Source organism: Galbibacter sp., assembly GCF_048266365.1.
Taxonomy (GTDB): Bacteria; Bacteroidota; Bacteroidia; order Flavobacteriales; family Flavobacteriaceae; genus Galbibacter.
Genome location: NZ_JBLWZP010000006.1, coordinates 213,023 through 220,979 on the forward strand (window position 1 = coordinate 213,023; position 7,957 = coordinate 220,979).

Consider the following 7,957-nt stretch of genomic DNA (forward strand, 5'->3'; position numbering starts at 1 on the left):
AAAGCATAAGATACTCCTAATATTATATCAAAACCTCCATTATCTATGGAGGTTTTCTTATTTTTAAGGATAGTAATCCAATGCATATATGTGTTATAGAGACAGACTTATAGTGTTGATCCTTTTTTGCGTTGGTACGATCGGTTACTGCCAAGAAAAAATTACACTAAGCGGAGTGATCACTGATCATAACAGCAATGAAACCCTCATTGGGGTTACTGTAATAATTTCAGATCTCAACATAGGTACTACAACTAATGATTACGGATTCTACTCTATAACATTACCCAAAGGAACACATAGTATAATGGTGAGTTATCTAGGCTATCAGTCCATCATTCAAGAATTCACCTTTTCCAGAGCAACGAAACAGAATTTTAAATTACATCCCAGTACTGAATTACTACAAGAGGTGGTGTTGCAAAAAGACGTTGAAAAGCTCAATGTAAAAAGCCCCCAAATGAGTGTAAATAACCTAAGTATTGCCACTATTAAAAAAATACCAGCGGTGCTAGGAGAAACCGATATCATTAAATCCTTATTGTTATTACCAGGGGTGAGTAATGCCGGCGAGGCATCCTCAGGCTTTAATGTCAGAGGTGGTGCTACAGACCAGAACTTAATCCTTTTAGATGAGGCCACCATATTCAACTCAGACCATTTATTCGGCTTCTTTTCAGTTTTTAATTCTGATGCCGTCAAAAATGTAAAACTTTATAAAGGAGGAATTCCGGCTCGCTATGGTGGAAGGGTCTCCTCTGTGTTAGATATTTATCAAAAAGATGGTAATAGCAACAACTTTCATCTCACCGGAGGCATAGGTGTACTTTCGACTCGATTATTGGCTGAGGGCCCCATGGTTAAAGATAAAAGTTCGTTTCTAATAGGTGGAAGAAGCTCATATGCACATTTATTTTTAAAATTTGGAGACAATGATAATACAGCATTTTTCTACGATCTAAATACAAAGCTTAATTTCAAAATAAATGACAAGAATTCGATTTACCTCTCTGGTTATTTCGGCCGCGATGTTTTCGATGTTGATGAAAGTTTTAAAAATTCGTATGGAAACACTCTTGCAAATCTTCGTTGGAATCATCTGTTTTCAGACAAACTATTTTCAAATCTTTCCCTTATATATAGCGATTATTACTACGGCCTCACCCTAGATTTTGTCGGTTTTAAATGGAACAGCGGTATTCAGAATTTCAATGTGAAATACGACCTAAGACATTACCTCTCCAACGGTCTAGAGTTGCAGTATGGTTTGCAAAACATCTATTACAAATTTAACCCTGGAGAGGTTATTCCCCAGAATGAGCTCTCCCAGGTGAACTATTTAAAGTTAATCGATAAATATGCCAATGAAACCGCTGCCTATATTCAGGTGGATCAACAGTTAACGGATAGAATAACCTTGGCCTATGGGCTGCGTTTTAGTCATTTCAACCGACTTGGGCAAAGTGAATATTACACCTATGAAGATGACATGCCGGTTCGATTTAATGAGAGCATGGGTATCTACGAAAAAGCAACTCCTATAGATACGGTTTCCTCGAGCAAAAGTACTTCACTTATAACCTTTAATAACTTTGAGCCTAGGTTTGCATTATCCTATCTCATTGATGATTCTCAATCTGTAAAGGCGAGCTACAACAGGATGTCGCAATACCTACACCTGATTTCAAACACAAGCTCCCCCACTCCTTTGGACGTTTGGACGCCAAGTGGTCCCTATATAAAACCGCAAATACTCGATCAATACGCCATTGGCTATTTTAAAAACTTCAAACAGCGTTATTCCTTAGAAGCTGAATTGTTTTACAAATACATCAAAAACAGAATAAACTATATAGACGGAGCCGATCTTATTGCTAACCAAGCCATTGAACAGGTAATTTTAAATGGAAAATCACGAGCCTATGGAATGGAGATATTGTTTAAAAAAAGCTCAGGAAATCTGCAGGGATGGTTGTCCTATACCCTTTCGAGATCCGAACAGAAGACACCAGGTAGAACCCCGGATGAACCAGGGATTAACCACGGGAAGTGGTATAAGACTCCTTATGATAAAACCCATGACATTTCCCTTACCGCCAATTATAGTTTGTCCGACCATTGGAGTTTAGGAAGTACTTTTATTTTTCAAACAGGAAGACCGACGACCTATCCGGTTGGGCAATACCAATATGAGGGTACAACTTTTCCAAATTATGGATCGCGGAATGAGGATCGTCTCCCCTATTATCATCGACTAGATTTTGCTGCGACCTATATTCCACATCCCGAAAAGAAGAAAGGATGGCGAGGTGAGTGGGTCTTTAGCGTTTATAATATTTACAATCGAAAAAACGCGGCTTCTCTAACTTTTAGGGAAGACGTAGAAACCAAACAAAACGAGGCAGTAAAACTCTCTATCTTTGGTATTATACCTTCTATAACTTATAATTTTAGATTTTAATATGAGATCCTTTTGTTATATAATCGGTTTAATTCTCTCCTTGGCGTGTTGGTCCTGCGAAGAGGTTGTGGAGGTTGATGTAGATACTGCACCCCCCAGACTTGTTGCTGAGGCCTCTATTAATTGGACCACAGATACTGACGGAAGACTGCAACGTATTACCCTAACCCAAACGACTCCATATTTTGAGTCTTTACCATCCCCTGCCACTGGCGCAACAGTATATATAGAAAACACAGAAGGTCAGCGTTATGATTTTATTGAAGATGGAACATCTGGGATTTACACCAGTGATGAGTTCACTGCACAACTTGACATGTCTTACACCTTGTCTATTCAATATCAAGAAGAATTATACCAAGCTACAGAAAGCATGGTCACCGTAACCGATCTCGCCTATATCACCCAGAATGATGGTTCCGTATTTTCCAATGACTATATCGAGCTTAAGGCTTATTTTAAGGATCCTGTTGAAGAGGAAAACTATTATTTCTATAAATTTGAAGCACCAAACGATCATACCATCAATGTAACGGAAGATCGATTGCTCAACGGAAATGAAATGTTTGGCATATTTGTAAGCGAAGAAATTAAAAAAGGAGACCAAGTAAAGGTAAGTCTCTATGGTGTTTCAAAACAGTACTACAATTATATGTATACACTCATATCTCAATCCGGTGAGAGTATGGGGCCCTTTATAACACAGCCAGCCACCGTAAAAGGAAATATTTTGAATATCAGTAATCCAGAAAATTTTGCCTTAGGTTTTTTCAGGGTCTCTCAAGAAGACACCTATACCTATGTGGTGGATTAGGAGTCCGCCTTATAGAACCTAGTTACTTACTGATTCCTTTTAATATACTCTGGGCCATAAAATTACGTGCAGAATCAATTAATTTAGAATTTTAATTAGGATATTGCACGCGTTCATTCCATAAATCGCATCAGGGATAAACTCGGCACAATCTGTAAAGTATTAACTAATAATCTTTACTTTTGCCAGATAAACTACCCAACCTCGCATAGGGATGGAATGGGTTTTAAACCTGAATAAATATGAATAATAGTGCAACACATAGCAGTAGATTTTCTGACGCGGTTTACAGCGCGTTCAAGGGTAGCTATGAGAGATGTATTAAGATCTGCATCATTATCGCTTCAACAATTGTAACGCTTAAAGCACTAAGTAGTTCGTTTACCGATTTGTTTAGACGCAACACAGGTTTAACTAGTATATCGAGGGTCAACAACTACAACAGGGACATGATAAAGCAATCTGACTTTAATGAAAATCTTTTCTTGCCATTCCATCTCAGAAATGGTATTACCAGAGGCATTAGCTTCCCCATATGGGTTGAAGGCGCAATATGGCCTGCTGTTCGGTAGGCAAAAACTAAATTTTAAATGTTAATTTCATATTGCAAGATTGATTTATAATTACAGAACAAAAAAAGAAAGTTATTAACAAAGGGAACGCTGCTTCCCTCCCATCCACTTAGGTAGAATGGGTTTCCACATGATATTTATGAAATTTACAAGAACTACAGAACAAGAATCACATTACAACAACTTGGAAAAAATGTCGATTCTAGAATTGCTCCAGAATATAAATAAGGAGGATCAAACTGTTCCACAGATAGTAAAACAGTCTATACCACAGATTGAAAAACTAGTGGAGGCCATTGTTCCAAAATTAAAAAACGGCGGGAGATTGTTCTATATTGGTGCAGGTACAAGTGGCCGATTAGGTGTGGTTGACGCATCGGAATGTCCACCTACATTTGGTGTTTCTGAAGATTTGGTTATTGCACTAATTGCAGGTGGAGATAAAGCCATTCGCAAGGCAGTAGAAAATGCAGAAGATAGTAAAGATCAAGGTTGGGAAGATTTATTGAAACATAAAATTTCATCAAATGATGCTGTTATCGGGATTGCGGCTTCAGGAACAACTCCATATGTCATAGGCGCGCTTGAAAAATGTAATCAACAAAACATCATTACAGGCTGTATTAGCTGTAACCAGAATAGCCCCATGTCTTTGGTGTCACAGTATCCGATTGAAGTTATTGTAGGTCCGGAGTTTGTAACAGGAAGTTCCCGAATGAAGGCTGGTACAGCACAAAAACTAGTGCTTAACATGATTTCAACTTCCTTAATGATTCAATTAGGACGTGTAAAAGGGAATAAGATGGTGGATATGCAGCTGAGTAACCACAAATTAGTAAATCGTGGAATCCAAATGATTGTAGATGAAATTGGAGTATCTCAGCAGCTAGCAAAGCAGCTATTAGAATCCAATGGTAGTGTACGTAAAGCTGTAAATGCATACCGAAATGAATAATAATACGCATAAAACAGATAGAGCCTTATTCCTAACTAGTTTAAAGTACTTTGCATATACAGTAATGTTGATGTTTAGTGCACCTGTGGTCATCTATCAGGCATTTAAAAATCAAGGGCATCCGTGGTACTGGCCTGTGCTTATATTTGGTATAATCCTAGCAATAGCGGCTATTATAATGGGATTCTACAGCTTGAAGGTCATTATGAAATCATTCTTTGGTCCCAAAAAATAACAAAGAATTTTCTTTATTCAAATCCTCTAAAGGCCAAAGTGACTAAATTCAAAAAGTGCCGAATCTAAATGGATATAGACTCAGCACTTTTCGTGTAATAATCAAGAAATTTAATTGACTATAACTCCTTGATTTTTATATTTTTCCAAAACACTTTAATCCCACCACCGTCATGGATTTGTAAGGCTATTTTACCTGAAGCTTCTCCAATTTTCTCATCTGTGAAATCAACCATTTCTTTTCCGTTTAACCAGGTTGTTACGTGATCGCCAACAACTCTAACTTTCATTGTATTCCACTCACCAAATTTCAAATACTGATCTTTCTCTTTAGCAGGCTTGATCAACCATCCACGTCCGTAAGATTCGTATACCCCACCTGTATCGTGATTCGGTGGTGCAACTTCTGCTTGCCATCCTGAAATTTTCGTTCCCTCAATATCTGATCTAAAGAAAATTCCACTATTACCGTTATCCTCTTGCTTGAACTCGGCAGTGATTTCGAAATCTTTAAATGTCTTATCAGTTGCCAAATATCCGTACTGCTTATCTGGACCACTCTCAGACACTAATAATCCTTCATCATTGACATACCATTTCTCAGTACCGTAAACTTGCCACCCATCAAGATTTTTACCATTAAAAAGTGATGAAGTGGATTGACAAGATGTCGATACTCCAAGAAGTAATAATCCTATCATTGTGATTGCTATTCTCATAAAATTAATTTAGATAATAATGTTAATAATTCGATTTGCGCAACCAAGATAAGGATTTATAGTAACAATACAACATGATATAACTTTCATTTTCTTGTGTTAGTTGCACTATCAGTTGCTTTTTTTAATTTACGCTTTTTGCCTTATAAAAGACACGTTGTAATGAAGGCCTGACATTTAATTTATAAATATTAGAGTGTGAACGGTTTGGATACACCCTATTGGATAGAAATATAAAAAGAATATTGTGCACGGGATCTGCCCAAATATAAGTGCCCGTAAACCCACCATGTCCAAAACTTTCTGGGCTAACTTCTGGTGCCGGGGACGCTTTTGAGATATCCAGTTCCGCATTTCCAAGCAAAGGTTTATCAAAACCTAACCCCCTTTTATTATCATTCTCCGGATATTGAACCGAGGTAAACTCCTTTAAAGTCTTTTCTGAAATAAAACGCTTTCCTGCATATACACCCATTGATTGGTACATAAACATAAGCTTGGCCAGGTCTTCAGCTGTTCCAAAAAGGCCTGCATTACCCGATACCCCCCCTAAAAGACCAGCATTCTCATCGTGAACCCAGGATTTTACAAGTGTATTTCGAAAAATGGTATCAACTTCCGTGGGTACAATTAGTGAATCAGGGTATTTTCCCTTGGGGTTAAACATTAAATTCGTTGCACCTAATGGTTTATATATAGAATCTAATAGATAATCCTCATACGAGATACCAGTCATTTCCTGAATCATTTTAGGGTACAACATAAAGCTAAGTCCTGAGTATTTATATTTCTTAATCGGAGATACTTTGGAGCGATTCAATATTCTATACATCTTCTTAGGAAAGTTTTTGTTGATGTATAGTCCATCATAAATCTGGGTCGGAAATCGTCTACTTGGTTCAGTGCGTACAAACCTTCTCTTGAATTTGCCGTCCTTCATAACTTCATTGACAAAGACATAATACGGTTGCAAACCAGCCTGATGTGCAAGAACCTCACGAACAGTTAATTTTTTTTTGTCCTCCCTATGGCGCCAATCCTTCCAATAGGTACTAAACTTTTCATCCAGGTCTATTTTCCCTTGATCAACCAATTGCATTAGAATTGGTAGAGGTCCACTAATTTTAGTTACTGATGCTAAATCGTATAAGTCGTTATTAGTCACTGCATGAAGGCTGTCATAGGTATAAAACCCGAAGGACTTGTGGTAAATAATGGAATTATTTTTAGCGACCAATAATTGAGCACCAGGAAAGGCTTGTTCTGCTATAGCCGTGTTCATAATGGAGTCCACTTTTTTATTAATGTACTCAGAATTAAGTCCTTCCATTTCCGGCAGTGCATATCCAAGGCGAACAGGATCTACAATTTTTAGTCCACTTCCTTTATCAAAAATAGATGAAACAGGATTTTTTAAGGTACCAGAACAGCTACTTCCACCAAAAATAAGTGAACCCGCCTGTAATTGATTGGCTAGCGTATTATTTTCTAACTGAAACAATACATCTGAATCAAACAAATAATCATTGAAACTATAGTGTTCTAATGCTTCAAAACTCACTGCAATCACATGGGTATCCACAGATAACTTAGTCAATTCATAGAGCAACTCCCAATTGATATTGTGACCTGATAAGGCATAGATTATATAATTATAAGCTTTAAGCCTTGAAATATTAAAGTTGTCATTATTCAAAATGGTAATCGTCGTATACTTCTGTAAGGTATTTTGAAAGGCATCCAAGTTTTGATCACTTAAGTTGATATAAGCAATACGAGCATCTTCTAAATTTTCAATTGGAATCGTCCCAGCATCATTATTTAGCAGGACACATGATGAAGAATCGCTACGCTGTCCTAAGAGAGTAAATGAACAAAACAATAAACAAATTAAGCTAAATGCGGTAGATACTTTCATTTGATAAAACAGTTTAAACTGCAATTTATAAAATAGAAAGTTGGCATGCTGTCTTTTGCAGGTTTATGCTTGAGAAAAGGGCAAAAAAAAATCCTGATGCTTTAAAAACATCAGGATCTTTAAAAGAAGGCGGCGACCTACTCTCCCACTTACGTAGTACCATCGGCGCTGGCGGGCTTAACTTCTCTGTTCGAGATGGGAAGAGGTGAGCCCCGTCGCTATAACCACCTTAAATTTTAACTGTACTTATAGTACAGTGTTCCATTAAAGGAACTAATAAGTTA

Annotated in this window: 7 protein-coding genes and 1 rRNA gene; 5 read left to right on the plus strand and 3 right to left on the minus strand. The window is 37.3% G+C overall.

Translation table 11 applies throughout. The features are described 5' to 3' along the window. Positions 1 to 88: 88 nt before the first annotated feature. The 5 genes from ACN0TV_RS11100 to ACN0TV_RS11120 all read left to right on the plus strand — a co-directional run bounded on the left by ACN0TV_RS11100 (position 89) and on the right by ACN0TV_RS11120 (position 5,037). Positions 89 to 2,461 carry a TonB-dependent receptor gene (locus ACN0TV_RS11100; RefSeq protein WP_417362980.1) on the plus strand — a complete coding sequence of 791 codons (2,373 nt, stop codon included), beginning with the start codon at positions 89 to 91 and terminating at the stop codon, positions 2,459 to 2,461. 1 nt (position 2,462) lies between these two features. Beyond that, on the plus strand, positions 2,463 to 3,275 hold the full coding sequence (locus tag ACN0TV_RS11105) for a DUF4249 domain-containing protein (RefSeq protein ID WP_417362981.1): 813 nt from the start codon (positions 2,463 to 2,465) through the stop codon (positions 3,273 to 3,275). A 242-nt stretch (positions 3,276 to 3,517) separates the two neighbouring features. Next, positions 3,518 to 3,847 (plus strand): hypothetical protein, encoded by a 330-nt coding sequence (locus ACN0TV_RS11110; RefSeq protein WP_417362982.1) that lies wholly within the window; start codon positions 3,518 to 3,520, stop codon positions 3,845 to 3,847. 139 nt (positions 3,848 to 3,986) lie between these two features. Then, positions 3,987 to 4,802 (plus strand): N-acetylmuramic acid 6-phosphate etherase, encoded by an 816-nt coding sequence (gene murQ / locus ACN0TV_RS11115; protein WP_417362983.1) that lies wholly within the window; start codon positions 3,987 to 3,989, stop codon positions 4,800 to 4,802. Further along, entirely contained in the window at positions 4,795 to 5,037 is a 243-nt protein-coding gene (locus tag ACN0TV_RS11120) for a DUF6095 family protein (protein ID WP_417362984.1), read from the plus strand. Before murQ ends, ACN0TV_RS11120 begins: the two co-directional genes overlap by 8 nt. 118 nt (positions 5,038 to 5,155) lie before the next feature. Here ACN0TV_RS11120 and ACN0TV_RS11125 read toward each other — a convergent pair whose 3' ends face one another. From ACN0TV_RS11125 to rrf, 3 genes are all read right to left on the minus strand, one after another. Then, positions 5,156 to 5,755 carry a 3-keto-disaccharide hydrolase gene (locus tag ACN0TV_RS11125; RefSeq protein ID WP_417362985.1) on the minus strand — a complete coding sequence of 200 codons (600 nt, stop codon included), beginning with the start codon at positions 5,753 to 5,755 and terminating at the stop codon, positions 5,156 to 5,158. 124 nt (positions 5,756 to 5,879) lie between these two features. Then, a complete protein-coding gene (locus ACN0TV_RS11130) occupies positions 5,880 to 7,673 on the minus strand; it encodes a serine hydrolase domain-containing protein (protein WP_417362986.1) in 1,794 nt (597 codons plus the stop codon). A gap of 124 nt (positions 7,674 to 7,797) precedes the next feature. Then, positions 7,798 to 7,905: ribosomal RNA gene (rrf, locus tag ACN0TV_RS11135) — 5S ribosomal RNA — on the minus strand. Positions 7,906 to 7,957: the final 52 nt, after the last annotated feature.

Bases quoted from the DNA above. Each gene is read 5' to 3' on its own strand.
- ACN0TV_RS11125 (WP_417362985.1), bottom strand. From the start codon at position 5,755: ATGAGAATAGCAATCACAATGATAGGATTATTACTTCTTGGAGTATCG.
- ACN0TV_RS11110 (WP_417362982.1), top strand. From the start codon at position 3,518: ATGAATAATAGTGCAACACATAGCAGTAGATTTTCTGACGCGGTTTAC.
- ACN0TV_RS11100 (WP_417362980.1), top strand. From the start codon at position 89: ATGTGTTATAGAGACAGACTTATAGTGTTGATCCTTTTTTGCGTTGGT.
- ACN0TV_RS11130 (WP_417362986.1), bottom strand. From the start codon at position 7,673: ATGAAAGTATCTACCGCATTTAGCTTAATTTGTTTATTGTTTTGTTCA.
- murQ (WP_417362983.1), top strand. From the start codon at position 3,987: ATGAAATTTACAAGAACTACAGAACAAGAATCACATTACAACAACTTG.
- ACN0TV_RS11105 (WP_417362981.1), top strand. From the start codon at position 2,463: ATGAGATCCTTTTGTTATATAATCGGTTTAATTCTCTCCTTGGCGTGT.
- ACN0TV_RS11120 (WP_417362984.1), top strand. From the start codon at position 4,795: ATGAATAATAATACGCATAAAACAGATAGAGCCTTATTCCTAACTAGT.